The organism is Kitasatospora sp. NPDC001119 (assembly GCF_053598475.1).
On record NZ_JBSFKI010000017.1, the window covers coordinates 143,378 to 167,933 of the forward strand.

Sequence of the window (24,556 nt, forward strand, 5' to 3'; positions counted from 1 at the left end):
GACCGGGTTCAGGCGGGCTGCGGGGCCGGCGGCCTGGTGCGGTAGCCGCCGCCCCGGCCCGGGGGCACCAGGCAGGGCAGCAGCCAGTCCCAGAGGGCGCCGACCCGGCGGGCGCGCTCCCCGGCGGGGCAGCCGTCGGCGAACACCACCTCCAGGCCGCAGGCTGCGGCCACCACCAGGGTCTCCGGGCCGAGGCCGCCCGAGCGGTCGCGCAGCTCGCCCGCGCGGCGGGCGCCGGCCAGCAGGTCGCGGACGACGCCGGCCCAGACGCTGTGGAAGCCGCGGATGTCGGCGAAGGCCTGCTGCCCGGGGTCGGCCGCGGCGGGCCTGGCAGTCGCGGGTACGGGCGCAACCGTGGCGGGCGCAGCCGTGGTCGGCGCAACCTGCCAGCCGCCGTCCTCACGGCCCAGGCGGAAGGCCGCCCGGATCACCGGGTCCGTCCCGAGGGCCTCGACCAGCCAGTAGCCCGCGTCGATCAGCCCCTGGAGCGGGGACGACGCGGCGCGCAGCTCCGCGCAGGCCGACCGCAGCGAGCGTTCGGCCTGCGCGGACACCGCTCTGGCCAGCTCCTCCTTGGAGGCGAAGTGGAAGTACAGCGCCCCCTTCGTCACCCCGGCGGCCGCGGCGATCTCGCCGAGGGTGGCACCGGCGTAGCCGCGGCGGTCGAACAGTGCCGCCCCCGCCTCCACCAGCCGCCCGCGCGTCCGTTCCGACCTCTCCTGGACCACCCGTCCCACAACCCCTCACAACGACAAGCAGGTTCCGACCAGACCGCGGCCGCCCCACGACGGACGCCGCGGCCTCCGACGGCCGTCCGCGGCCGGTGTCGCCGATGCGACACCGACCGGGACGACCCGGCCCACGACCCGGACAACCGCCCGGTTCAGCCGGCCCGGCTGAACCGGGCCGCCGCCTCCGGCCCGGCGGCCGCACCGACGGCCACACCGGCGGGCTCGCGCTCCGCCGCACGCTCCGGCCCGCGCTCCGGCCCGCGCTCCGGCCCGCGCTCGGACACACGCTCGGGACCGGCGAGCAGGATGGAGCGCTGGAGCCGCCGCAGTCCGACCGAGGGCTCCATGCCCAACTCCCTTACCAGGGTGTTCCGCAGGCGCTGGTAGGCCTCCAACGCCTCGCCCCGGCGGCCGGAGCGGTGCAGCGCGACCATGTACTGGCCGTGCAGGCTCTCGTGGGTGCGGTAGCGGTCGACCAGGACGGTGAGTTCGGCGAGCAGCACCCGGTGCCGGCCGAGGCGCAGGTCGGCCTCGATCCGCTGGTCCAGCGCGCAGAGCCGGGTCTCCTCCAACCGCCGGGCCTCGACGGCGAGTTGGCCGCCGACCGGGACGTCCGCGAAGGCCGGCCCGCGCCACAGCGCGAGCGCCTCGCCGAGCAGCCGGGCCGCCCCCGGGTAGTCCTCGCCGTCCATCGCCCGGTAGCCGGTGCCGGCCAGGCGCTCGAACTCCCGGAGGTCCGTCAGTCCGCCGCCGCTGTTGAGCATGTAGCCGCCCGGCGAGGTCACCAGGACATCCTTGGCGCAGGACACCCCCCGCGCCGTACCGGCCGTCGCGAGCGCCCGGTCGATGAGGTCGCGCAGCTGGAGCACGTACGTCTGCACGGTGGTGCGCGCACTGCGCGGCGGACGGCCGGACCACAGCTCGTCGGCCAGCACCCCGGCCGACACCACCTGGTCCGCCCGCAGCGCCAGCAGTCCCAGCACCTGCCGCGGCTTCGGCGCCGACGGCACCACCGATATCCCGCACACCCGGACGTCCAGCGCCCCGAGCACCCGAATTTCCACGATGACCACCCCAATCACACGGAACGCCGCAGCCTCCACGGCCACGGCCGGCACCCGGGTCGACACCCTGGGTCAACTGCTACCAGTGAAAAACAGGACGCGCGGTTTGTCAATACAAAACCGAACGTGCTGTTTGTTTTGCGCGGACGTTGCGGCCCGCCACCCTCGGCAGTGCCACCGCCGCGCCGCGTGACCGAGCCCGGGCAAAACAAAGGCGGCGCCGGACCCCCGTGGTCCCGTCGCCGCCGATTCGCCCGCCCCCGCCGCCCTCGCCCACCCGGATTCCCGCAGGTGGGTCGGGCGGTGAGCCGCCGTCAGCCCACCCCGACCTCCGTCTGCACCTCGGCGCGCACGGCGCCGCCCGCACCATCCGGACCGCCGTCGAGGTCTCCGCCCTCCGAGTCGCCCTCCGCCGCCGCACGGGCCGCCGCCGCCTCGGCCACCACCTGGGCACCGCGGTTCGGCCCCATCTGCAGCGAGCCGAGCACGCCCGGCACCGCGATGCTCGGCATCAGGTGCTGGTACAGCGCGGACACCCGCAGCTCCAGGTCGGCCCGGCCGCAGAGCTTCTGGGACTGGATCTGCACCCCCGTCCACGCGGCGACGAGCAGCCACGCGGTGTCCGCCGGCACGACGTGCGGGAGCAGCTCGCCGCGCTCGCCGGCCGCGACCAGCAGCGCCTCGAACCGGCTGATCCAGCCGGGGATGGCACCGCCGCCCAGATCGTCGAAGAGGTCCTGCCCGAGCGACAGCCGGGCACCCGCGCTGAGCAGCGGGTCGCGCGGCATCAGGTACGCCACCACCATCCCGGTGTCCACGAACTCCTGGAGCTTGCAGCTCCGTTCGGGAACTCCGTCCTGGACGAACTGCTCCTCCACCACGCCCTGCGCCAGATCGCGCTTCGAGGCGAAATGGAAATACACCGCACCGCGCGTCACACCGGCCCGGGAGACCACCTCGCCGATGGTCGCGCCCTCGTACCCGAACTCGTCGAAGACCGAGGCCGCCGCCTCCAGGATCAGCCGACGTGTCCGGAGCGCCCGTTCCTGCCGTACCACCGAAACCACCCCGCCCTGAGCTCCCGGAAAACAAAACCAAACACCCCGTATCTTAGCTTCGCCCCACCCACGACCGACAAGACGATGCCGAGGAATCCCGCCAACCACTCCCCCTCCCCACACCCCGTCAGGCCCCACCGCCCCGTGGGTGACCGCACGCCTCGGCCGCCCCGGTGGATCGGCCTCCGGCGCACCGCCTCCCGCGCCCGAAAAACCGAACGAACGGTTTCTTCCAGGCGTTCGCCTCCGTACCAACATTCGCTCCCATCCGTACGTGACCTCCGAGCCGGGCCGGTCGTTGCACCGGATCTGCGGGATTCCTCGACGGAAGCGGGTGCGGATGGGCCTCAGGCTGGGCGTGGTGGTACTGACGATGGGCGACCGGCCCCGGGAGCTGGGCGCGCTCCTCGACTCGGTGGCCGCCCAGGAGGGCGAGGCCGCCCGGGTCGTGGTGATCGGGCAGGGCGTGCGGCTGCCGCCGCTCCCGGACTGGGTCGACGCGGTGGAACTGCCGGAGAACCTCGGCATCCCCGGCGGCCGCAACCTCGGCGCCCGGCGACTGCGCGAACTCGGCGGCGTGGACGTGGTGGTGAACCTGGACGACGACGGCCTGCTCCCCCGCACCGACACCTTCCGGCTCGTCCGGGAGGCCTTCGAGCGGGAGCAGTTCCTCGGCGTCGTCGGCTTCCGGGTCGCCGACGGGACGGGGCACACCCAGCGCCGCCACGTCCCGCGCCCGGGCTCCTCCGGCGCCCTGCGCTCCGGCGAGGTGACCACCTTCCTGGGCGGCGGCCACGCGATCCGGATGAGCGCCATCGACCGGGTCGGCGGCTTCCCCTCGCGGTTCTTCTACGCCCACGAGGAGACGGACTTCGCCTGGCGCGTCCTCGACGCCGGCTGGTCGATCCGCTACCGGGCCGACCTCCTGCTCCAGCACCCCCCGACCGAGCCCGCCCGGCACGCCGCCTACTACCGGCTGACGGCCCGCAACCGCGTCTGGCCGGCCAAACGCCGACTGCCCGCCGTCCTGGTCCCGCCGTACCTCGCCTCCCGGTCGGTCTACACCCTCCCCCGCCGCCCGCCCGCGGCCGGACTGCGCGCCTGGTACTCCGGCTTCCTGGAGGGCGTCCGCACCCCGTGCCCACCCCGCCGCCCGATGCGCTGGGCCACGGTCTGGCGGATGACCCGACTGGGGCGTCCCCCGGTGTTCTGACACCCGGGCGCGGGGGCCACCCCGGCCGCACCTGGGCGCCGGTGAGGACACGTGAGAAGTCGAACCGGCCGACTTCTCGTGCAACACCCTCACGACACCCGGTCGCCACAGCCTCAACCGCCGGCTTTGACGGCCTGGCAGGAGGCTTCGCCTGCCACCGTCCGGCCGCTCGGCTACCAGTGCCGATCGCGCCATTCCGCCTCGGGGATGCGACCCTCAGAGACATCACAACAGCGTTCTGCCCAGGACTGGGCGACCAGCACCGGCCGGCTCAGTACGACGTCTCCGGCGCGCTGGGCGCGAAGGACGACTCCCAGCGCCTCCGAGCCCGGATCCCCGTACTGGCCGTATCGCAGGTCGTAGCCGCGGGTGGCCGTGTACTCGACGAAGTCTGCTTCGAGTTCGGACGGCACGCGGCCGACCAGCGACAGTGCGTCCAGTGTGATCTGCGGACCGCGTAGCGCGTTGACGACTATGCAGACCAGGCGTTCGGCGTCGTAGTAGACCGTGAGGACCGAATTGTTCGAGGAGTGCGGGAGGAAGAAGTCGTCGCTCAGCACCTGGCCGTAGTGACTCGCGCTCCCCGCGGGGGGCTCCAGGAAGCCGTCGAGCGCCTCCACCACGTCCTCGTACACCATGCCGAACCGCAGCGGGCCTACACCCACGAGCGGATCCAGACTCCACTGAATCCGGTCGCACTCCGCGACGACCGTCCTGGCGTCAAGCACTCTCCACGCTCCCATCATCGGACCGCCGCTCACCGTACGCGGGGCCTCAGCCCGGACCTGACCACACCTGAGAAGTCGGACCGGCCGACTTCTCGTGCCAACACCATCAGAACGCCCCGTGCCCGCACGCTCAGCCGGCGGGGCCGTCGAGGGGCCAGGTGGCGCGGTCGTGGACGTGGTCGTAGGCGGGGACTTCGGCGGCCAGGACGTCGAAGTGGAGCAGCGGGGCCCACAGGGCGCGGTCGCCGATGACGTAGAGGCGGCGTTTGGCGCGGCTGGCGGCGACGTTCAGGAGGTGTGGGGTGCCGGCGGCCCAGTTGCGGGCGCCGGGGCGGCCGGCGCCGAGGAGCAGGATCACGACGTCGGCCTCCTTGCCCTGGGCCTTGTGGACGGTGGCGCAGCGCTCGTCGAGCAGTTCGGCCGTCCAGCCGGGGAGCGTGCGGCAGGTTTCGCGGGCTTCGGCGACGAGGGCGCGGAAGGGGGCGATGATCCGCAGGCGTTCCACGGTGACGCCGTGGTGGTCGAGGCGGCCCAGGAGGAAGGTGAGGGCGCGGCGGTCGCGCTCGCCCCAGGGGGCGTCGGCGGGGCGGTCGGGGTCGGGGGTATCGAGCCAGCGGCTGGGGAGGAGGCCGTCGTGGTCGGGGTCGGGGAAGGGCTGGGGGTGGGTGCCGTGGACCATGAGGCCGCCGTACGCGACCTCGTTGCTGACGGTGAACATGGGCTCCTCGCAGCGGCGGTGGACGCGCAGCGGTGAGCCGACCCAGACGGTGTCCTCCTCCGCGCCGGTGGGCGCGGGCAGGTAGGTGCCGTAGCGGTTGACGCGGTCGGCGACGGCCTGGGCGGAGGTCGCCGAGGGCAGCCATTCCTCGTCGACCCCGTACGCGAGCAGGAGTCGGCGCTGCAGGGCGGTCGGCATGGTGACGACGGGTTCGAGCTGGAGCGGGTCGCCGACGAGGACGGCGCGGCGGGCCCGCCAGAGGGCGCCGACGGCGGCCTGCGGGGTGGCCTGGCCGGCCTCGTCGACGAGGATCCAGCCGATGGAGCCCTGGCCGAGGCGGGCGAACATGCTGCCGATGGAGGAGAAGGTGGTGGAGACGACGGGGACGAGGAGGAAGAGGGTCTGCCAGGCGTGCAGGACCTGCTCCTCGGGGACGGGCCCGCTGTTGCCGGCCATGAGCTCCACCAGGACCTGGAGGTTGCCGCGGATCCGCTTCGCGGTGTTGGCGACGAGGGCGCGGTGCAGGTCGAGGGCGCGCAGGAACAGGTCGCTGCGGGCGGTGCTCCAGGCCTCGTCGGCCCAGGGGGCGCCGAGTTCCTGCTCGTGGTCGGGGAGCCGCGGCCAGTCGAGGGGCAGGGACGGGAGGTCGGCGGCGGCCGCGCGCAGGGCCCGGTGGGCGGCGTCGAGTTCGGCGGTGGCGCCCTCCAGTTCGCGCCGGGCGGCCCACGCCTCCTGCCGGGCCCGCTCGGCGTCCGTACGGGCCGTGGACTCCGCGGCTCGGGCGGCGGCCTCCTGGGCGCGGGCGCGGCCGGCGGCCGCTTCGGCTTCGGTGACGGCCGAGGTGGAGCGGGCGTCCAGGCCGGCCGCGGCGTCCTCGGCCTGGGCGCAGCGGGCGATGTGGGCGTGGGCGGCCTCCAACACGGTGCGCTGCTGGACGAGTTGGGCGAGGAGTTCGCCCCGGCTCTGTTCGCGGTGCTGCTCGGCGGCCTCGCGTTCGGCGCCGCTCCGGAGCAGTCGGCGCAGCCCGGCGCGCAGGCCCGGCTGGGCGCCGGGCGGCTCGTCGTGCAGGGCCGTCAGCACGTCGACCTGCCGGCGGTGCCCGTCGGCGTGTTCGCGGGCGGCGGCCAGCGCGGCCCGGGCGCCGGCGAGGGCCTCGCGGGCCCGGGGGACGCGCTCGACCGCGGCCCGGTGGGCGGCCTCGGCAGCGTGGGTGGCGGTGCGGGCCGCCTCGACGGCCGTGCCGGCGGCGGCCTGGCGGGCCTCGGCGGCCGCCGCGCGGTCGTCGGTGCGGGCGATGGCGGCGCGCAGGGCGTCGAGGCGGTGCTGGGCCTCGCCCGAGGCCGTCTCCGCCAGGGCGGCGGCGAGGCGGACGCGTTCGGCGCGCAGGCGCTCGACCTCGGCCTGGGCGGCCTTGAAGGCGGCGACGGCCTCGGGCCAGGAGGGGACGGGCTGGGCGGAGGCGGCGGGTGTGGCGGGGACGGTGGGTGTGGCGGTGGGTGCGGTCGTGGCCTCGGCCGTACCGGTGCCCGGGGCGGCGCGGCGGTCGCTCGGGGTGCGGGCCGGTCTGGGCACGCTGGGCGGGACCCAGTCGCCGAGGACGGCGTTCATGCCGCGCAGCGGCGGGAGCCCGGCGGCGTCGCGGGCGTCGGTCTCGTCCTCGGGCAGCCGGCCCCACCAGAAGCGCTCGGTGAACCTCGTCCGGTTGGACTTGTTGCCGAGCACCGCGGCGACCAGCCCCCAGGCGGGCGCGCCGCCGAGCAGGGCGGAGGCGAGGTCGGAGAAGTGGTCGGGGCCGCCGTGCCAGTGCTCGTCCAGGGCGTCGGCGCCGGGCAGTTCGGCGGTGATGTTCTCCACGGCGCCGTTGTTCGAGGAGGTCACCACGATCTCGCGGCCGGTGAGCCGCGGGTCGAGGGCGGAGACGAAGCGCGCGTGGACGCCCTGGCGGTCCTTGCCCCGCCAGGGGCGGCCGACGAGCGCCTCCTCGGGCCGCCGGTAGCCGGCCATCACGGCGGCGCGTTCGACCACGAGGGCGGCGACGAGGTCGCGCAGCATGGTGGTCTTGCCGGTGCCGGGCGGGCCGTTGACGGAGAACAGGCCGCCGGCGTCGGCGTCCGCGGCGGTGCGGTCGGCGAGCATGCGGTCGACCGCGAACTGCTGGCTCAGCGCGAGCGGGTACCGCGCCTTGGCGGGCCAGCGCCCGGCGGGGACGAGGGCCGGGTGGACGCCGTCGAGGACGGTGAGCCGGTCCTCGCGCAGATCGGTGCGGGCGCCGACCGGGATGTCCCGGCGGCCGGTCAGGTAGGCCTCCAGCGCCGGGCCGAGGCCGCCGCCGAGCGCGGCGCGGACCCGGGCCAGGTCCGGCGGCAGCAGGCTGTTCAGGAACGGCTGCGCGGCGGCGGGCTTGGCCTTCGGGTCGCGCGGGCGGTGGACCAGCCGGCTGCGGACCCGGATCACCCGCGGGTCCAGGTGCTCCTCGACGCCGCAGAGGTGGGCGATCTGGGCGGTCAGGGCGACCAGGTCGGCGAGCCCGACCGGGCGCGGGCCGGTGTCCCGCGCCACTTCGTCAGCGGGCGGCTCCGGCGGCACGGGCGCGGGCTCCCCCGCCGCGCTCTCCTCGTCCGGACGGCGGGCCGCCGACCAGTCGGCGACACGCCGCACCAGCGGTTCCGTCGCCCCGCGCACCGCCGCCCCGGCGACCTCGCCGAACAGCGCACCGACCGCCGCCACCGCCGCGCCGCCCAGGATCTCCGCGATCAGCTGCCGCCAGCCGCGGACGGCCTCCTCCCCCACGGTCACCGGGTTCGGGAGCGGCGAGGGCCCCGGCGCGTACGGAATCGGCGTGGCGGTCAGCCGCCCCACCGCGACCTCGAACGCCTCCCCCAGCTCCTCGAACCCGTCCAGCCACCCGGCCACCGACGGCCCCGGGTCGAACAGCCGACCCGCCGCCCAGCCGCACGCGGAGACCACCGAGGTGTCCTCGACCGGACGCCCGTGCTCGTCCAGGACCAGCGCGAACATCGCGCTCCGCCCCGACAGCACCAACTCCTCGTCCGGCACCCCCGGGTCCGGGTCGGTCCCCTCCGGCAGCACGGCGATCATCGCCTGGCGCAGCAGCTCCAGGTCGTACACCCCGCCGTACACCTCGTGCCGCCACACCATCCCCCGCGGCGCCCGCCGCGCCGCCGTCTCCGGGTGCTCCGGCGCCCACGGCAACAGCACCGCCGCCTGCCCGGCCGCCGGCGTCACATCGACGACGACCGCGTCCGACGCCCGAGGACGGCCAGACCGACGCTTCCGCGGCACCTCCGGAATCGGCGGCGGACTGAACAACTCAACGGCCCGCCAGCACTCCAGCAGACCCCCCACACGCCCGTCCCCGCTCCGCACCCGTCGCCCCCCTGCGTCGAACCCACGGCACCCGGCCACTTCGTGTGCCGATCAACCGGGCGCAGAATCTACCGGACACCGGGCGGGTAGGCCGAGTCCCAGCGCACGCGCACGCCTCCCCACGCCGCACGGCAGGATGCCCCGTGGCACTCCGGCACGGGCGTCGGCAGTGGATCGAGGTCTAGGCTCACGGGAGTTGACGTTCCTCGGCTTCGGGAGGATGCCCCATGGCAGCCGTGCACGTGACCGTCTGGGATGACCGCGACCGGCTCGGCGGAGGCCGCGCCCCGACAGCTTCGGAGGCCCCGGCGGCCCCGACGGCCGTCCCCGCCCTCTTCGTCCACAACATCTTCACCTGGGGCAGCGACCCCGCGTACGGGTTCGCCGGGCAGCGGCCCCTCGCGGACAGCCGGCGGCTCCTCCTGATGGACCGCCGGGGCTACGGCGACAGCCCGGACACCGCGCGCAGCGACTTCGACGTCGACGCCCAGGACATCGAGGGGCTTCTCGGCGACGGGGCCTCCGCCGCGGGGTTCGGCGGCGCCCACCTCGTGGGGCACGGCAACGGCGCCGTCGCCGCGCTCATCGCCGCCGCGCGCCGACCCGACCTCGTCCGCTCCCTCGCCCTCATCCAGCCCTCCGCCTTCACCGCCGCCGCGCACCACCCGGTCGTCGCCGAACTCCTCGACCGGGTGCGCGACGGCGCCCCGGGCATCCCGGACGACGTCACGCCGGAGCAGTACCTGCGGGCGTCCACCGAGGGGCTGGGGATGGCCATGCCCGAGCCCACGCCGCGCCGGCTCCGTGCCGTCGCCACCTCCATGGGGGAACGGCCCGTCTGGGAGGCGCGGATCCCGCTGGAGCCGATCCGGCGCGCCGCCCTGCCGGTCCTGGTGATCTGCGGAACCTGGGAGCACGCGCCGGCCGCGTACCGCGAACACGTGGGGCTCCCCCTCATGGCCGTGGCCGAGTCCCTCACGGACTCCCTCGACGGCCGCCTCCTGCGGGTGCCCGGCTACTACCCGCACACCCAGGAGCCCGCCGCCGTCAACGCCGCCCTGCGGGAGTTCTGGGGCTGAGCCTGTTCCGCGAGGGGAGCCGGCACGCAGCTACCGGTTCATCGGTCAACCGGTGCGCTCCCTCACGGAGATGGCCGGCCCGGCGCCGGCTGCGGGGTGGTGCCGCAGCCGGCGCCGGGCGGTGGCACGCGGAGTGCGCGTGCCGAGCGCGGGTGCTCAGGCGGAGATGCCGCAGTACTGCTGCTGCTTGCCGATCGCGCGGTAGACGCAGTCGGCCGTCTCCACCAGGCGCAGGACCGCTTCGCGGTTGCGGGCGGTCTCGCGGCCGATGACCTCGTCGGGCGGGTAGAAGCCGCTGCTGCCGTTCGGGCCGGGGTACATCTCGAAGGTGTAGGCGAAGACCCGCTGGGCGCCCCACAGCCAGTCGTCGATCGCGCCGTCGGTGATGTAGAGCTCGCTGGACTGCTCGGGCGTGTAGCCGTTGGTGCCGGCCATGTCGCGGCCGATGGCGGCGAAGGTGTTGTACTCGTCGGCGGTCATGCCGGGGACGGTCTCGGCGGTGGTCCAGCCGAACGGCCAGAGCACCAGTTCGCTGTAGGTGTGGAAGTCGATGGCGGCGGTGATCTGCTGCTTGCCGCCGACGACCCGGCTGCGGACGAAGTCGGCGACCACCTTGGTCTCCTTGGCGGACTCCGGGGCGCTGCCCCGGTAGGTCTCGTTGGAGGTGGAGCCGGAGGAGCCGCCGCAGCAGCCCCACTTGTAGTTCCAGTTGCGGTTGAGGTCGGTGCCGACGCTGTTGCTGCCGGAGTTCGGCTGGCGGTCCTTGCGCCAGCTGCGGTAGCGGCCGGTGGCGATGTCGTACTCGCCGCCGTCCGGGTTGAGGTCGGGGATCACCCAGATCTCGCGGCTGTTGACGGCGTTGGCGATGCGGCTGTCGGTGGCGTACTTGTCGCCGAACTCGTGCAGCAGGTAGAGCGCCATCTCGACGGTGAGGTGCTCGCGGGCGTGCTGGTGGGCGGTGAACAGCACCTCGGGCTCGTCCTCGTCGGTGCCGACGTTGTCGCTGATCTTCACCGCGACGATCGGGCGGCCCTCGTAGGAGGTGCCGATGACGCGCTTGCTCATGATGTCCGGGTGCGCGGCGACGACCGCGTCGATGTCGGCGGTGGCCTCGGCGTAGTTGTGGTAGCCGGAGTCGGCCGGCGGGAAGTCGTACACCGGCCCGGCCAGGCCCGCGCCGCCTCCGTCGCCGTACCGGGGGCCGGGCAGCGCGACGGGCGACCAGCCGAGCGTCCGCAGCCGGGCGGCCTCGGCGGGGGTGGCGGTGACCACCACCGCGTCGGGCAGGACGGCGTCGACGGAGGCACCGGTGGCGGCGACGGCGGTGCGCTCGGCGACGGTGCGGGGGCCGTCGAGCCGGTACTGCCGCGCGCCGTCGTTGTCGGCGGCACCGACGGTGAACGGGGCGGGGGTGCCGGTGTCGGCGGCACTGGCGGTGAGCGGGGTGGCGAGGGCGAGGGCCAGCAGGACGGCGGTGGCCGCGGCGGGCTTCCCTCGGCGGGGCAGTCGCATGACTGTCCTCCTGTGGGGGTCCGTGGGGGCGGAACGGTGGAGGAGGTTCGGCGCGCGCCAGCTTGATGGTCCGCCAGTGTCATGGGTTCGTCAAGACATCGGAAAGCCCGCGATCCGGCGACGGCCGGCACGGGCGAACCAGAAGGCCGTCCGCGGTCACCACCGGGGCGGCGCCGAACGGCCAGGACGGGCAGGTCGGGGCCCGCGCCCCTGGGCCACCAGCCCGGATGGGAGGATCGTGCCGACAGTTCTGTGCGAGGAGACAAAGTGAACGACCGCTCGAAGCATGACCACTCCGGCTGGGAGGAGGTCGTGCTCGCGGCCCGCGAACGTGCCCGCACTCGGCAGGCCCTCATGGTCGAACGCTTCGGACTGTCGGGTGACGTGCAGTACGACTGGTCGATGGACGACGCACGGATCACCTGGTCGCGCGCCGGGAAGGTGTTCCTCACCGGCCGACTCACGATGATCGGCAGCGTCAGCCTCGCCCAGCGGTCCTGGCTGTGGTCATGGGCGAACGAGTCGCTCCCGCCCGCGGTCCTCGGCGATATCGAGCGGGTCCGGCGGTTCGGCGAGGAGAACGACCACCCCGTCCTGCCGTGGCCGGGCTTCGACTACCACCCCGAACTCGTCGCCGAGGCCCGGGTCGTCGCGGCAGCCGTGCTCGATGCCGACGGCCTGTGGGCGGAGTCCATGGACGAGGTGCAACTCCACTTCCTGGTCCACGACCTGGCACCCACCGCTGGATGACAGCGACAGACGCCCGACCGGCCAGGGCCCCCGCCCCTGGCCGGTCAGACGTCAAACGCCGAGCCCAGCTGGTGCTCTATGGCCCCATCGGTGGCGGCGGGAGCGAGAGGCGGTCGAGCTGACCGTCGAGGTGGGTGATGACCCTCCGGAGCTCGCGGGCGCCACGAGGGGACATGCCCTGAAGCACGGTGTCGAGGACGGCACGGGCCTGGAGGGGATTGCCGCAGCAGTACTCGTGCACGTCGCCGTGCTCGTAGTGGTGCCACAGCTCGCGCGCGGACCGGTGAACGTGTTCCTTCCACATGCGCACGGCCCAGCCGACCGTGCCCGGCTCCAGGTAGTTGCGGGTGCACTCGAGGCGGGCGATCTCGGACAGCACTCGCGGGGACAGCCCGTCGATGGTGGTCTTGGTGCTCTGCTCACGGTGCCGGCGCGGGAGGCCGGCCCGGATCCGTCCTGGCCGGTTACGCGGCATGGACCTTTCGGTTTGTCGTCATGCGGCCCATGCTGCCATGGCCCCGACCGGCGCCTCGCAAGGGGGTCGCCCACCCGGAGGCCGAGGACAGGCCTGGGACACGGATCGCCCAGCGGGAGGCTTCGGGCGGCGGCGGCCCGAACGGCGGCAACCTGCCCCGCGACCTCTATCTCGTCGACGGCGTCTACACCATCGACATCAGCTCCACCGGCTACAAGACGCTGACCCTCGGGCACGGCTCCGCCGAACCGCTCTGCGCGAAGCTCGCCTGACAGCCGCTGGAGCATCCCGCCACTCCTGCGGCTGCCCCGTCCGGCGCAGCGTGGCGCGCGCCGCGGGCGGGGGGCTGCGATCTTCGGAGGGCACCCGGTCGCCGCCCGACGGCCGGGTCCCGTCGTCCCGAGACCGTGGAGGCCCGGATGTGGCAGGCTCCTCCCGCCCCCGTCAGCCGTGAGTGGCTCCCGGTGCTGGACATGCCGGCGCCCGCCCCGCAGAACCGCTGGACGGTGCTGCTGCGCGCGCTGCTGCTGATCCCCCAGTTCGTGGTGGTGTGGGTGCTGTCGGTGGTGGCGTTCTTCGTCACCGTCGTCAGCTGGTTCGGCGCGCTGGTGCTCGGCCGGCTGCCCGACTTCGTGGCGGACTACCTCACCGTGTTCGTCCCGTACGACACCCGCGTCACCGCGTACCTGATGCTCACCGTGGACCGCTATCCGCCGTTCCGGTTCGAGGTGCCCGAGTACCCGGTGCAGGTCGAGCTGCGGCCGGGCGAGCTGAACCGGCTGGCCGTGCTGTTCCGAATCATCCTGGTCATCCCGGCCTCGATCGTGCAGGGCCTGGTGTACGCGGGGTGGTGGACGGTGTCGTTCGTCCTCTGGCTGGTGGTGCTGGTCCTCGGCCGGATGCCGCGGCCGCTGTACGAGGCGACGGCCGCGATCCTGCGCTACCGGGTGCGCTACACCGCCTATCTGACGATGATCTCGTCCGCCTACCCCAAGCGCCTGTTCGGCGACGAGCCGGGCAGCGAGCCGGCGGGCCCGGTCTCGGCCACCCGCCCGCTGGTCCTGGGCGGTGCCGCGCGCGGCCTGCTCGTCCTCTTCCTGCTCCTCGGGCTGGCCTCCTCGCTGACGGGATCGATCACCGCCTCGGTGACCTCGGACGACGACGACAGCGACGACAACGACAGCACCGCCCCGACCCAGCGCGTCACCGCGCCCCTCGTGCCGGGTCCCGCCGACCGTGCTCCCCGGGGGCCGCTCGGCGAGGCGTAGCGGGTAGCAGGTAGCAGGTAGCGGGTGACGGGTAGCGGGTAGCGGGTACGCCCGATCCGGGGGCGCGTACGCACCGGCGCACCGCTGCCGCGTACGCGCCGTCTGATCGAGAAAGCAAGGTTACCGACGGTATGTGCGCGGCTACGTTTGGCATATGACGCACTCTCGAGTCCGCCGACTCCTCGTCCGTACCGCCGGAGCCCTCGTGCTCCTGGTCGCTCCCCTCGGGGCGCAGGCCGCCGCCGCGCCCAGCCAGGCCGGGGACCAGAGAGCCATCATCACCTCCCTGAGCGACGGCGACCGCGACGTGCTGCAGCAGGCGGTGGACGCCCAGCTCGCCGCGGGCAAGGGCGGTCGGCAGACCGCCGCCAACGAGATCACCTTCCCGGACGGAGCGGTGCTGGTGCTCCCGTTGCCCGGGCAGGCGCAGGCGCCGCCGTGGAGCGGCGACCACCGCCGCCGCACCGTCCGGAGCCCGGACTGGAAGCACTGCCCCACCCCGGTCAGCGAGCCGTCCTACTACTGCTTCTACTCCGACCGGAACTGGGGCGGCCGCCGGCTCCAGTTCAACCTCTTCCACGAGGACGCCGCCGTGTACTTCACCGACTACGGCTTCCGCGACCAGGCGAGCAGCTGGGTGAACACGGCACGCGGTCTGGAGGTGATCGTGGACAACGACCCGGGCGACGGCCAGTGGCAGATGCTCTGGAAGGAGCCGGCGGAGTCACTGTCCGCGTCGGTCGCGTACGACAACATGGCCGACCGGTTCTGGGCGGTCCGGCAGTAACGGCCGCCCCCGCCTCCGGACACCGGCCGCCCGCTACCGGCTACCGGCTACCGGCCGAGGCAGCCGAGGCCGGGGGCGAGACCGCGCCGGTGGCGACCGGCTCCGGCGTGACCGTGATGTAGGTCGGCGCCGGAGCGGTCTGCCGGGAGTCCGCCGCGAACCAGCCGGCACCGAACGCGACGATGCCGAGCAGGAGGCCCGCGAGGACCAGCGTGACGATGTGCTGTTTCATGGCCCAAGGGTAGGGGCGGAGCGTCCAACTTCCTTGCAAACACGGCCCGCTGGGCACGGTAGGCGTCAATCGGCGTTGACGCTGCGGCGGCCGCCGCCCCGCTCGGCGGGACCCGTCCGCGGACCGTCGCCGCCGACTGGGAGAATCTCCGCATGACCTCCCCGCTCCACCCCGTCCGCGTCCTCCGGGTCTTCGGCGACCGCCCGTTCGCCGAGGTCGGCCGCCCCGTCCTCGCCGTGCCCGACGAGGCGCGCGGCCTGCTCGCCGTCGCGGGCGAGCGCGCGTTCGCCCGGACCGCGACGGTGGGGGTGTACGGAACGGGGGACCTCGACTGCCGGGCCGTGCTCCGGACGCGTTTCCCGGTGCACGCGCTGGCCTTCCACCCCACCGCGCCCCTTCTCGCCGTCGGCACCGGCGCGTACGACGGCGGCTACTTCTTCGAGGGCGAGCTGCTCCTGCTCGACTGGGAGACGGGCACGACCACCTCGCTCATCGAGCACGACTTCGGCCGCAGGGTCCTCGGACTGACCTGGCTCGACGACCAGGCCCTGCGCGTGCTGATGTCACCGCCCGACGACTGGAAGGACCGGAAGGCGCACGTCGAGGGCCACGTCGCCGTCGTACGGCGGCCCGACTGGCGCACCGCCGCGCCCCGTTCGCTCACGTTCGACGACCTGGCCGGCCCGCGGGTCCCGGCCCCGCGGGCCGACGGACGCGAGGAGGCCCACCGGGCGCTCTCCGCCCTGAGCCCGGACTGGGAGCCCCGGCGGCACGTCCTCGCCGTCGAGGAACGACCGGACGGCGCGGTCCTGGCCACCCTCGCCCGCGAGGAGGACGACGAGGAGGGCGACCAGGACGACGCCCCGGAGCAGCCCGGGGGCACCACGCTCCCCGACGGCCTGCTGCTCCGGCACCGCACCGTCCCGTACCTCGACGTGCACGACCGCCTGCGGATCCGGCGCAGGAGCCGGGACTACGTCAACCAGGCCCCGCCGCCGGGCCGTCGGGAGACGGAGCCGTACGTGCTCTCGGTGCGCTCCCCCGACGGGGCGGACCTCCAACCCCTGTTCCCGTTCTCCTGGGAGCCCGGGGAGACGCACTTCCCCGGCCCGGGCGTGGAGACCGCCGACGGCGACCTGGTGTACGCCGGCACCGTCTACAGCGGCCACGGGCTGCAGCCCGGCGGCTCCTTCGTCGTCCGCCGCTCGGGCACCGACGGCACGCCGCGCTGGGTGTTCCGGACCGACCACGTCGCCCTCGACCTCGACACCGACCCGGACACCGCCCACGTCGCCTACCGCGACGGCGAGCTCCTGGCCCTCGACCTCCGCACCGGCGCCCTCCGCCGGCGCCACCGGCTGACCGTCGCCGGTGTCCCCGTCGTCCCGACCGCGCTCACCGCCGCCGGGGCCGGCCGCCTGCTCGTCGGCACGGCCGACGGCCGGGTCCTGGAGTGCACGACCGGTTGGCCCTCCGGGCCCGGGGCGGCGGACCGGGAGGGCACCGTCTGAGCTTTCCTCCGGCATCGGCGAACTCCCCTTGTATAAAGGGACGGAGGGGACCGAGGAGGTCGCAGCATGCACTCGAGGGAACAGCCGCAGAAGGCCGGGCCGCCTCATCGCGACGCGGGCCCGGCCCGGCGCCCCGGCACCGGAGCACGCTCCGAAGGGGACGCGCCCGCACGGGGCGCCGCGGCCCTGCAGCGCACCGTCGGCAACGCGGCGACGGCGCGCATGATCGCGGAGCAGCGGGACGGCACCGGCCGGAACGACCGCCGGGCGGCCGTGGGACTCCAGCGCGCACCGGGCGACCAGGCCGCCCCGCGCCGGCCCCGGGTGCAGCTGGACCAGAACAACGTGCTGAGGATCTGCGAGGCCGCCACGCCCGACGGACAGGCCGCCTCCGGCGGACGGGCGGCCGACCTGCGGACCATCGTGTGGGAAGACCACTGGGCCGCCATCTCCGAGGTGTGCCGGAAGCACAAGTACACCATCGCCGTGCGGGAGACCGGGGAGCACTCGATCCGGCGCATCGCGGAGGGCGCCAAGCCCAAGCCGCACACCATCCTGGAGAAGTCCATCAAGCCCTCCTCCGTCCGCAAGAAGTACGGCACCGGGCCCGGGCAGGCCGAGGGCGACCCGGCGACGGTGCTGCGCTGGCTGCAGGCACAGGACCTGAGCGGCTTCGTCGGCCACTGGAACGACCAGGGCCTGGCCGGCATCCGGATCGACCGCCCGCCCCGGTCCGTCCTGGACCTGGGCATCGTGCAGACCGGCCCCGGGGACGAGCAGTACGTGCCGATCGACCTGCGGACCCAGGACGGCGGCCCGGCGCTGACCCAGCTGAAGGCCGATCCGCACTGGAAGCGCTACCTCTACACCGGGGACTACGACCTGCACGAGGTCTACTCCGCGCAGGGCGGCACGGGCGGCGGCCAGATCCCGGAGGCCACCCCCGAGAAGGCCAAGCTGCTGGACCGGCTCAACGCCGGGATCGCCGGGACGGCCCAGGAGGGCGAGGTGGTGCGCAGCGGCAAGGTGGCCATGGAGCACGGCCGGCTGCACATGGCGGGCGGCTCCGAGTACGCCATGTTCCAGCACGGCGACCAGGCCACCTACCGGATGAACCAGTACCTGGAGGCTCTGGAGGGCGAGGTGGCCCGGCACGCGGCGCAGCTGGTGCGGGCGGTGGCCACGGAGGCCGACGAGCCGCTGGCCTGGTGCCGCATGGGGCAGTGGTACGTGACCAGGAACCGCGAGGAGCACGCCGTCCTGCGCGCCCGCTGGAAGCTGACCGTGCCGCACACCTGGGGCGCCGACGAGGTGGACCGCACCGCCCGCGGCGGCTACCGCACGGCCGGCTACATCGACTGACCCCGGAGCGGGCCGCGCCGCCGGACAGGCCGTGCCGCAGCACCGGCCGTACCGGGGCCGCGTCCCGTGCGGCGGCCCCGGCCGCCGCACGGCCTGTCCTGACGGTCGGTCGTGCGGCTGTCAGGCGGGGTGTCAGCTGTCGGAACCGCCTCCCGTCCCGTGGCCGTCGGCGAGTTCGGCGGCGTAGCGGTCGGCGGCCTCCGCGAGCTGGTGGGTCATCCGGTCCACCTGGCTGCCGAGGTGGCCGGAGACGATGCGGTGGGCGCCGTCGAGGTCCCCGCCGAGCAGTTCACTGGTGATCACCAGGGTGTTGTCCGGGAGCATGCGGCGTCCGGACATCCGCCGCTGGACCTCGTCCATGCCGGCGTCCGCCAGCGTCTGCCGCAGCTCCTCGGTCAGCGGGGCGAGCCAGCGGGCGCGCAGCGCGTACTCGCCGTGGTCGGCGAAGGTCGGGTGGAGCCGGGTGAGGAGCTGCGCGGGGTAATCCTCGCCGTGGTCGGCGAACTGCGGGTAGTCCTTGGCGAATTCGTCCCAGTCGACGTCGAGTCCGGTGATCTGCTCCGGGAAGACCGGCCAGTACAGGCAGTTCGGGTCGGGCTGGGTGAAGACCTCCCGGAGCAGCTCGTAGGGGACCTCGGCGGTGCGCGAGAGCAGGACCGCGTCGTACAGGTCCTTGCCCTGCGGGTGGATGTCCGAGACGAGCCAGAGGATCTTCCAGGCGAGGGAGAGCTCGGGCGTGGCGCCGAGCAGCGGGCCGGTGACGCCGGGGAGCAGGTAGGGCTGCGGCGGGACGGGCAGGTGCTCGGTGAAGACGAAGTCGAGCTGGACCGACCCGCCCGGAACGCCCGGGGCCGTCCACGGCAGGACGAGCCGGCGCCCGGGCACCCGGTCGTAGGTCCAGATCTCGTCGCTGACCGCCTGGTCGGCGTGCACCCGCACGGTGCCCGAGAGCCGTTCGGCGCCGGCGGCGAGCTCCCGGAACATCCGGCCAGTGCGCTCGTCGGCCAGCTCCCAGTCCGTCGGGCGGACCACGAAGTCGAGGTCGCCCGGCTCCCGCGCCTGCTCGCCGTACCAGGCGCGCAGCAGGACGCTGCCGCGCAGCACCAGGTGGTCGGCCCACGGCGAGTCGGCGACGGCGGAGAGCACGGTGGCCAGCGCCTCGCGCCGGGCGGCGAGCCAGCGTTCGGCGAGCCGCGGGTCGGCGAAGGCCGGCTCGCTGGGCCGGAGGGCCCGGGCGTACCCGGCGAGGGCGGGGTCGAAGACCGGCTGCTGGCTGACCGCCTCGTCGTCGACCGGCCGGATGGTCCTGGGCAGGTCCCGGTCCTCACGGACGTCCTCCGACGGCGGCCGCTTGGGCAGCACCACGCCCTGCCACGGGCCCCAGTTCAGGTTCTCCCACGCCACCGGCGACGGGGGCTTGCCCTCGGTCATCCCTGCTCTCCTTCTCCGTCTCCGTACGGCCGGGCGCCGTGCCCGTGCTCGCTGATCCATCCCGCGTCCAGGTCCTCGTGGCTGTCCACGACGACGAACTCGCGCTCCACGGACACCACCTCGCGGCCGTCGGCGGCGAGGTCCCGCAGCAGCGCCTCCAGTCGGCGGCCAGCGGTGTCCAGGCCCACCGAGCGGCACCGCTGGGTCACGAACCACTCGTACCGGCCGTCCGCGCGCACCCGGCGCGGATTGCGCGACAGGTGCGCACCGTGCCGGACGGCCAGCTCGGTGAGGGTGGCGAGGCGCGCGTCGTCCGCCTCGGGCACCGGGCCCGGGAGCAGCAGCTTGACGTGGTGTTCGAAGTACCGGCCGGCTCCGTGCGGCACGGCGTCCTCGTCCGAGGCCGGGACGCCGTGTGCCCACGGCGCTGCCTCGATCTTCGCCCGCAGGACGGTGAACCCGGCTCGGGCCAGCCCGTCGGCCGTCCGGGACGTCACCGCGGCGACCTCCGCCAGCGTGCCGTCGGCGCGCAGGGTGAGCATCGGCTGCGAGGGCGCCGCACCGCGGGCCAGCAGGATGTGGGTGAACTTCACGTCGTGGCCCCGCGCCCACGCGGCCAGCGCCTCGGCGGCTCCGGGCTCCACGGTCAGGTGGACCTCGAAGTCGCCCCGGACGTCGGGAGGCGCGGGCCGGTCGTCACGGCGCTGGTCGGAACGGGTCAGGAGCATGGGGAGCATCCTGCCAAGCCGCTCTGACAACGCCGCGGGCGCCCCGGTGCCGCCGCGGCCCTCCTCCGCCGGGACGGCTGGTCGGGGCCCGCCGGCCCCGTCGACTCCGGTCGGCACCGGTCGACTCCGCTCGGATGAGGACGACTCAGGAGGGCAGGACGGCCACGGCCTCCACCTCCACCAGCTGGTCGTGGTACCCGAGCACGGCGACGCCGAGCAGGGTGCTCGGGGCGTCGTGCTCCCCCATGTAGGCGCGGTAGACGTTCCACACCTTCACCAGGTCCGCCTGGTCGGCGGAGGCCACGTAGACGGTCGTCCGGGCGATGTCGGTGAGGGAGGCGCCGAACTCCTCCAGCACGGTTATCAGGTTCCGCATCACCTGGTGGGCCTGGGCCTCGAAGTCGCCGACGGCGACCGTCCGCCCCTCCTCGTCGAGCGGGCAGGCCCCGGCCAGCCAGAGCGAGCGGACCGGGGCGTCGACCTCCGCCGCGTAGGCGTAGTCCACCGCCCTGGTCAGCCGCGTGGTGCGGATCAGTTTGACGGCGCTGCTCATGTGGTCCTCCGACGGTCCCGACCGAACGTTCGCGCCCATCGTTGGCCTCTCCTGAGCGACCGTCAAACCATTTAACCGGTGAACTCCCTTCCGTTCCGGGCCTCCTGCGTCCACGATTCACCGTTGCGGGGGATGGCGGACCGGCCCGCCGGAGCGCCATCCTGGTGCCTGCGCCCGGGGACCACGCCCCCGGGCGCTCATCCACCTCCAGCCCCGGGAGGCACCGCCATGGAGCCCCAACCGTCCGGCCGCGACCAGGCCTCCGGAGTCCGTCGGCGCCGCATGCTCGGACTCGCGCTCGGGGCGGGCCTCGTCCCGGCGCTCGGCCCGGCGGCCCAGGCGGCGTCCGACGCCCCGCCGGAGACGGCCGGGTCGCTGCCGGCCGCAGCGCTGGGCCGCCGGGTCGCCGCCGTGGCCGCGAGCCAGCTCGGCGTGCCGTACGCCTGGGGTGGCGGCGACCGGCTGGGCGCGAGCCTCGGCTTCTGCGACGAGGACAACGGCTGGTTGAACGGCGTGTGCATGGGCGAGAAGACGGTCGGCTTCGACTGCAGCGGCCTGTCGCTCTACTGCTGGTACCGGGCCAGCCACGGCACCGTCGAGCTCGGGCACTACACCGTCGCCCAGTTCAACCTCAGCGCCCCGGTGGAGCGCGACGCGCTCGCCCCGGGCGACCTGCTCTTCTTCTCCCGCCCCGACGCCCCCCTGCACCACGTCGGGATCCACGTCGGCGAGGGCGCGATGATCCACGCCGAGCGGACCGGCACCCTGGTCGCCCGGGTCGAGAACGTGCTCGACGTCCCGCGCTGGGCGGGCGAGTTCGCCGGTGCCCGCCGCCCGGGTCAGCCCACCGCCTGAGCCGGTCAAGCCGACCGGCTGTTCACAGGCCGCCGCGCCGCTCCCCCATCCCGTGGTGCACCCGCAGCAGCAGCTCCTGCAGCGTCCGCCGCTCCCCCGCGTCCAGCGGCGCGAGCACCTCGTCCTGCACCGCACGCGCCTGGGCGTCGAGTTCGGCGAGCAGCGCCCGTCCGGCGTCGGTGACGGAGACCGAGACCCGCCGCCGGTCGGTCTGGTCCCTGGCGCGCTCGACGTACCCGGCGGCGGCGAGCTGGTCGGCGACCTTCGCCAGGTCGCTCGGGTCGATGGCCAGCCGCCGCACCAGGTCCCGCTGGGCCTGCGGGCCGAAGTCGGCGAGCGCCGCCAGCACCGCCATGTCCCAGAGCCGCAGGCCGCGTTCGGCCAACCGCTCGGCGAACCGGCCGCGCGCCGCCTTGCCGACCCGGGAGAGCAGGTAGGTGGTGAGGTCCAGCAGGGTCGGGGGGAGCCCGGCGGCGGACCGGGCGTTCTCGGTGGCGTGCTGGGGATTCTCGGAGGCCATGGCGACAGTCTAGGGTCCGTCCCTATAGTGGGTGCCGACCCACTGATTCGGAACCGCCGCCCCCTTGCCAGGAGTTCGCCCGTGGACGCCCTGTACCCCCGCCTGCTCGTCACCCGCTTCGCCGAGTGCTTCGGCTTCTACCGCGCCGTCCTCCCGCCGCTCACCGGCGCCACCCTGGTCAAGGGCTCGCCCGAGGGCCCGTACGCCAACTGGGACCTCGCCGACCAGGCCCTGCTCGCCCTCTTCGACCGCTCCGCGATGGCCGCCGCCCTCGGCACCGCCGAACCGCCCGGGCATACCGGCGCACCCACCGCGCCCGCCGCCCTCGCGCAGGACGCCGCGATGCTGGTCCTGCGGGTGGCCGACGTGGACGCCGCCCTCGACCTCTGCCTGCGCCACGGCGGCACCCCGGTCGCACCCGCGACCGACCGCCCGGAGTGGGGCCCCACCCTGCGCAGCGCCCATCTGCGCGACCCGGACGGCCGCCTGGTCGAGCTCCAGTCCTACTGACCGGCCCGCGCCGCGCGGGGCCTCGGACTCCTGCGGCGCGAACCGGTCGACGGAACGTCCCGGCCCGGCCTACTCCATCGGCAGCGAGGGCCGGTCCGCCGGCCCGGATGCCGCGAAGTCACGTTCGGCCTGGGCGAGTTGCTCGGCCCGGTAGTCCGAGGAGCAGGCCCGCCCGAGGGCCTGCGAAGCGGCATCGGCGCCCGGGACGTGCCCGAGTACGGCGGCGCAGTACTGGACGGCGGGGCTGGGCAGCGGCCGGAGCTCGGCCGAGCCGGCCGGGGTGGCGGCCACCGCCCCGGCGAGGGCGAGCGAGCCGGCCAGGACGGGAGCGGCGAGGCCGCGGGGAATGCGCATCGGGGTACCTCCGGACGGGTGGGGACAGCGGCGGTGGACTCGGCCGCCCGGCCCATTCGACGGGCGGCCGCCACCCGCGGCCCGGCCGACACACCGTGCACCGCACTAGTCGTACGTACGCCACCGGCGCGGCGGCCGACGGAGCCGACGGCCGCCACCCCCTCGATCACGGCCGCCACCTCCCCGTTCCCGGCCGCCGCGACGGCGATCAGCTCTCCGGCCGCCCCGAGGCGCCCTCCGGCCACAGCTCCGCGTCGCACGCCGCCACCAGCGCGCCGATCCGCGCCCACGCCTCCTCGGCCGGCAGCGGCTCCAGCCGGCGGCCGTCCCGCAGCCGCAGCGCGACCCGGTCGTCCACGGCCTCCTTCGCCCCGATCACCGCCTGGTACGGCACCAGCCGGGCCGCGCGGATCCGGGCGCCGAGGCTGCCGTGCTCGGGGCCGGCGACCTCGGCGCGCAGCCCGAGGTCCAGGCAGCGCTGCCGGAACCGCTCGGCCTGCGGCAGTTCCGCCTCGGAGACGGGCAGCAGCACCACCTGGACGGGTGCCAGCCAGGCCGGGAACGCGCCCCCGTACAGCTCGATCAGGTGGGCGACCACGCGCTCGACGCTGCCGATCACGCTGCGGTGCACCATCACCGGGCGGTGCTTGGCGCCGTCCGCGCCGATGTAGTGCAGGTTGAACCGCTCGGGCTGGTGGAAGTCGATCTGCACGGTGGAGAGGGTGAACTCGCGCCCGGCGCCGTCGGCGATCTGCACGTCGATCTTGGGACCGTAGAACGCCGCCTCGCCCTCCGCCGCCTCGAACGGCACCCCGGAGCGCTCCAGTACCTCGGTGAGCAGGGCGACGGCACGCTCCCAGAGCGCCGGGTCGGCGACGTACTTGCCGCCCGCGCCGGGCAGCGAGAGCCGGTAGCGGACCGGGACGACGCCCAGTGCCCGGTGCGCCTCGCGGATCAGCTCCAGTGCGGCGACGGCCTCGTCGGCCGCCTGCTCCGGGGTGCAGAAGATGTGGGCGTCGTTCAGCTGGATCGCCCGGACCCTGGTCAGCCCGCCCAGCACCCCGGACAGCTCGGACCGGTACATGCCGCCCAACTCGGCCATGCGCAGCGGCAGTTCCCGGTAGCTGTGGGAGCGTGAGCGGTAGATCAGCGCGTGGTGCGGACAGAGGCTGGGGCGCAGCACCATCTCCTCGGAGCCCAGCTCCATGGGCGGGAACATGTCCTCGCGGTAGTGCGCCCAGTGGCCGGAGATCTCGTACAGCTCGCGCTTGCCGAGCACCGGGGAGTAGACGTGGCGGTAGCCGGCCCGGCGCTCGCGGTCGCGGACGAACTCCTCCAGGGAGTGTCGGATCGCGGCGCCGTCGGGGAGCCAGTACGGCAGGCCGGAGCCCATCAGCGGGTCGGTGTCGAAGAGGTCGAGTTCACGGCCGAGCTTGCGGTGGTCGTGGGCCGGGTGGCCGTGGGACTCGTGGTCGTGGGCCGCGTTGTCGTGCGAGGGCTGGTTACGCATGGTGGTCTCCACTCGGTCTGCGGGCGAGTGGGACCGGAAACGGCGAAGCCCCGGGGCACTCGCCCCGGGGCTTCGGACTAGGTCAGCAGTCAGCGCGCCGGGACTCTCTCCGGCGTCGTCGTGGCGAGTGCAGCGCGCTTCATACGTTCCACGGTAACAGCTCCGGCCTGTCGACGGTGATCTTTTCCAGAGCGGGATCGGGGCCCGAATCCCGGCCCGG

At 74.5% G+C, this 24,556-nt stretch carries 24 protein-coding genes; 10 read left to right on the forward strand and 14 right to left on the reverse strand.

Annotation, left to right across the window (positions count from 1 at the left end):
- Positions 1-8: 8 nt before the first annotated feature.
- From ACWDD9_RS22215 to ACWDD9_RS22225, 3 genes are all read right to left on the reverse strand, one after another.
- A complete protein-coding gene (locus tag ACWDD9_RS22215; RefSeq protein ID WP_117486142.1) occupies positions 9-728 on the reverse strand; it encodes a ScbR family autoregulator-binding transcription factor in 720 nt (239 codons plus the stop codon).
- A 155-nt stretch (positions 729-883) separates the two neighbouring features.
- Complete coding sequence (locus ACWDD9_RS22220; RefSeq protein WP_449812449.1) at positions 884-1,795, reverse strand: AfsR/SARP family transcriptional regulator; 912 nt, start codon at positions 1,793-1,795, stop codon at positions 884-886.
- A gap of 314 nt (positions 1,796-2,109) precedes the next feature.
- The gene (locus ACWDD9_RS22225) at positions 2,110-2,853 is read right to left on the reverse strand and encodes a ScbR family autoregulator-binding transcription factor (protein ID WP_063780342.1); all 744 of its coding nucleotides are present in this window, start codon (positions 2,851-2,853) and stop codon (positions 2,110-2,112) included.
- 340 nt (positions 2,854-3,193) lie between these two features.
- On the opposite strand from ACWDD9_RS22225, the gene ACWDD9_RS22230 reads away from it, so the two are divergent.
- Positions 3,194-4,066 (forward strand): glycosyltransferase family 2 protein, encoded by an 873-nt coding sequence (locus ACWDD9_RS22230; RefSeq protein WP_449812450.1) that lies wholly within the window; start codon positions 3,194-3,196, stop codon positions 4,064-4,066.
- 173 nt (positions 4,067-4,239) lie between these two features.
- On the opposite strand, the gene ACWDD9_RS22235 is transcribed toward ACWDD9_RS22230, so the two are convergent.
- Positions 4,240-4,731, reverse strand: a complete 492-nt coding sequence (locus tag ACWDD9_RS22235) for a hypothetical protein (RefSeq protein WP_234348626.1) — start codon at positions 4,729-4,731, stop codon at positions 4,240-4,242.
- Between the two features lie 193 nt (positions 4,732-4,924).
- Entirely contained in the window at positions 4,925-8,758 is a 3,834-nt protein-coding gene (locus ACWDD9_RS22240; protein ID WP_449812451.1) for an AAA domain-containing protein, read from the reverse strand.
- Between the two features lie 368 nt (positions 8,759-9,126).
- Here ACWDD9_RS22240 and ACWDD9_RS22245 point away from each other — a divergent pair, with 368 nt between their 5' ends.
- Positions 9,127-9,978 (forward strand): alpha/beta fold hydrolase, encoded by an 852-nt coding sequence (locus ACWDD9_RS22245; protein ID WP_449812452.1) that lies wholly within the window; start codon positions 9,127-9,129, stop codon positions 9,976-9,978.
- A 156-nt stretch (positions 9,979-10,134) separates the two neighbouring features.
- Here the strand turns inward: ACWDD9_RS22245 and ACWDD9_RS22250 are convergent, their stop codons facing one another.
- Positions 10,135-11,490: a M14 family metallopeptidase gene (locus tag ACWDD9_RS22250; protein ID WP_449812453.1), complete on the reverse strand. Its 1,356-nt coding sequence runs from the start codon at positions 11,488-11,490 to the stop codon at positions 10,135-10,137.
- A gap of 267 nt (positions 11,491-11,757) precedes the next feature.
- On the opposite strand from ACWDD9_RS22250, the gene ACWDD9_RS22255 reads away from it, so the two are divergent.
- Complete coding sequence (locus tag ACWDD9_RS22255; protein WP_449812454.1) at positions 11,758-12,240, forward strand: DUF6882 domain-containing protein; 483 nt, start codon at positions 11,758-11,760, stop codon at positions 12,238-12,240.
- A 76-nt stretch (positions 12,241-12,316) separates the two neighbouring features.
- Here the strand turns inward: ACWDD9_RS22255 and ACWDD9_RS22260 are convergent, their stop codons facing one another.
- Complete coding sequence (locus ACWDD9_RS22260) at positions 12,317-12,715, reverse strand: hypothetical protein (RefSeq protein ID WP_449812455.1); 399 nt, start codon at positions 12,713-12,715, stop codon at positions 12,317-12,319.
- Positions 12,716-12,744: 29 nt separating this feature from the next.
- On the opposite strand from ACWDD9_RS22260, the gene ACWDD9_RS22265 reads away from it, so the two are divergent.
- From ACWDD9_RS22265 to ACWDD9_RS22275, 3 genes are all read left to right on the forward strand, one after another.
- Positions 12,745-12,987, forward strand: coding sequence for a hypothetical protein (locus tag ACWDD9_RS22265; RefSeq protein WP_159028478.1), 243 nt, complete (start codon positions 12,745-12,747; stop codon positions 12,985-12,987).
- Positions 12,988-13,134: 147 nt separating this feature from the next.
- Positions 13,135-13,983, forward strand: coding sequence for a DUF4389 domain-containing protein (locus ACWDD9_RS22270; RefSeq protein WP_449812456.1), 849 nt, complete (start codon positions 13,135-13,137; stop codon positions 13,981-13,983).
- A gap of 154 nt (positions 13,984-14,137) precedes the next feature.
- Positions 14,138-14,770 (forward strand): peptidase inhibitor family I36 protein, encoded by a 633-nt coding sequence (locus tag ACWDD9_RS22275; protein ID WP_079272205.1) that lies wholly within the window; start codon positions 14,138-14,140, stop codon positions 14,768-14,770.
- Between the two features lie 40 nt (positions 14,771-14,810).
- Here ACWDD9_RS22275 and ACWDD9_RS22280 read toward each other — a convergent pair whose 3' ends face one another.
- Positions 14,811-15,002 carry a hypothetical protein gene (locus tag ACWDD9_RS22280; RefSeq protein WP_049652898.1) on the reverse strand — a complete coding sequence of 64 codons (192 nt, stop codon included), beginning with the start codon at positions 15,000-15,002 and terminating at the stop codon, positions 14,811-14,813.
- 152 nt (positions 15,003-15,154) lie between these two features.
- On the opposite strand from ACWDD9_RS22280, the gene ACWDD9_RS22285 reads away from it, so the two are divergent.
- Positions 15,155-16,513 carry a hypothetical protein gene (locus tag ACWDD9_RS22285; protein ID WP_449812457.1) on the forward strand — a complete coding sequence of 453 codons (1,359 nt, stop codon included), beginning with the start codon at positions 15,155-15,157 and terminating at the stop codon, positions 16,511-16,513.
- Between the two features lie 66 nt (positions 16,514-16,579).
- On the forward strand, positions 16,580-17,875 hold the full coding sequence (locus ACWDD9_RS22290; protein WP_449812458.1) for a hypothetical protein: 1,296 nt from the start codon (positions 16,580-16,582) through the stop codon (positions 17,873-17,875).
- A 132-nt stretch (positions 17,876-18,007) separates the two neighbouring features.
- Here ACWDD9_RS22290 and ACWDD9_RS22295 read toward each other — a convergent pair whose 3' ends face one another.
- From ACWDD9_RS22295 to ACWDD9_RS22305, 3 genes are all read right to left on the reverse strand, one after another.
- A complete protein-coding gene (locus tag ACWDD9_RS22295) occupies positions 18,008-19,306 on the reverse strand; it encodes a nucleotidyl transferase AbiEii/AbiGii toxin family protein (RefSeq protein ID WP_449812459.1) in 1,299 nt (432 codons plus the stop codon).
- On the reverse strand, positions 19,303-20,034 hold the full coding sequence (locus tag ACWDD9_RS22300) for a hypothetical protein (protein WP_449812460.1): 732 nt from the start codon (positions 20,032-20,034) through the stop codon (positions 19,303-19,305). The genes ACWDD9_RS22295 and ACWDD9_RS22300 overlap by 4 nt, the downstream gene beginning before the upstream one ends.
- A 145-nt stretch (positions 20,035-20,179) precedes the next feature.
- On the reverse strand, positions 20,180-20,587 hold the full coding sequence (locus ACWDD9_RS22305; RefSeq protein ID WP_449812461.1) for a RidA family protein: 408 nt from the start codon (positions 20,585-20,587) through the stop codon (positions 20,180-20,182).
- Between the two features lie 228 nt (positions 20,588-20,815).
- Between ACWDD9_RS22305 and ACWDD9_RS22310 the strand changes: the two genes are divergently transcribed.
- Positions 20,816-21,442 carry a C40 family peptidase gene (locus ACWDD9_RS22310; protein ID WP_117486154.1) on the forward strand — a complete coding sequence of 209 codons (627 nt, stop codon included), beginning with the start codon at positions 20,816-20,818 and terminating at the stop codon, positions 21,440-21,442.
- A 22-nt stretch (positions 21,443-21,464) separates the two neighbouring features.
- On the opposite strand, the gene ACWDD9_RS22315 is transcribed toward ACWDD9_RS22310, so the two are convergent.
- Positions 21,465-21,962, reverse strand: coding sequence for a MarR family winged helix-turn-helix transcriptional regulator (locus ACWDD9_RS22315; RefSeq protein WP_449812462.1), 498 nt, complete (start codon positions 21,960-21,962; stop codon positions 21,465-21,467).
- 81 nt (positions 21,963-22,043) lie between these two features.
- Between ACWDD9_RS22315 and ACWDD9_RS22320 the strand changes: the two genes are divergently transcribed.
- A complete protein-coding gene (locus tag ACWDD9_RS22320; protein WP_449812463.1) occupies positions 22,044-22,472 on the forward strand; it encodes a VOC family protein in 429 nt (142 codons plus the stop codon).
- A gap of 69 nt (positions 22,473-22,541) precedes the next feature.
- Here the strand turns inward: ACWDD9_RS22320 and ACWDD9_RS22325 are convergent, their stop codons facing one another.
- On the reverse strand, positions 22,542-22,826 hold the full coding sequence (locus tag ACWDD9_RS22325; RefSeq protein WP_074002912.1) for a hypothetical protein: 285 nt from the start codon (positions 22,824-22,826) through the stop codon (positions 22,542-22,544).
- 208 nt (positions 22,827-23,034) lie between these two features.
- Positions 23,035-24,336: a threonine--tRNA ligase gene (gene thrS, locus ACWDD9_RS22330; protein WP_449812464.1), complete on the reverse strand. Its 1,302-nt coding sequence runs from the start codon at positions 24,334-24,336 to the stop codon at positions 23,035-23,037.
- Positions 24,337-24,556 lie beyond the last annotated feature (220 nt).